Origin of the sequence: Curtobacterium sp. P97 (assembly GCF_023712445.1) — a bacterium.
Taxonomy (GTDB): Bacteria; Actinomycetota; Actinomycetes; order Actinomycetales; family Microbacteriaceae; genus Curtobacterium.
Genome location: NZ_JAMAYF010000166.1, coordinates 1 through 428, shown reverse-complemented (window position 1 = coordinate 428; position 428 = coordinate 1). Strand labels below are relative to the sequence as shown.

The window sequence follows — 428 nt, the reverse complement described above, 5'->3', positions numbered from 1 at the left end:
CACGAACGCCTCGCCCTTGATCCGCACCGTCTCCGCGCGCACCACCCGGAAGTACTGCGGGATGAACACCACGGTGATCGAGATGGCCGCGGCCAGCACGCCGCCGACCAGGCTCGACTGACCGCCGCTGATGACGATGGCCGCGACGATCGCCAACAGCAGCGACGGGAACGCGTAGACGGCGTCGGCGATGACCACCAGCACGCGGTCGAGCCAGCCGCCCAGGTAGCCCGAGACCAGGCCGAGCAGCACCCCGGCCACGATCGACAGCACGACCGCCACCACGATGACGAACAGCGCGGTGCGGGTGCCGTGGAGCACGCGGGAGAGGACGTCGTACCCGCCGACCGTCGTGCCGAGCAGGTGGTCGGCCGAGGGGCCCTGCTGGGCGCCGAACGCGCCGTCGGCGTCGCGCAGCTGGTTGAACC

At 71.5% G+C, this 428-nt stretch carries 1 protein-coding gene; it reads right to left on the bottom strand.

Translation table 11 applies throughout. The features are described 5' to 3' along the window. The coding region (locus M3677_RS17475; protein ID WP_251161209.1) for an ABC transporter permease at positions 1 to 428 on the bottom strand (428 nt) is incomplete at both ends.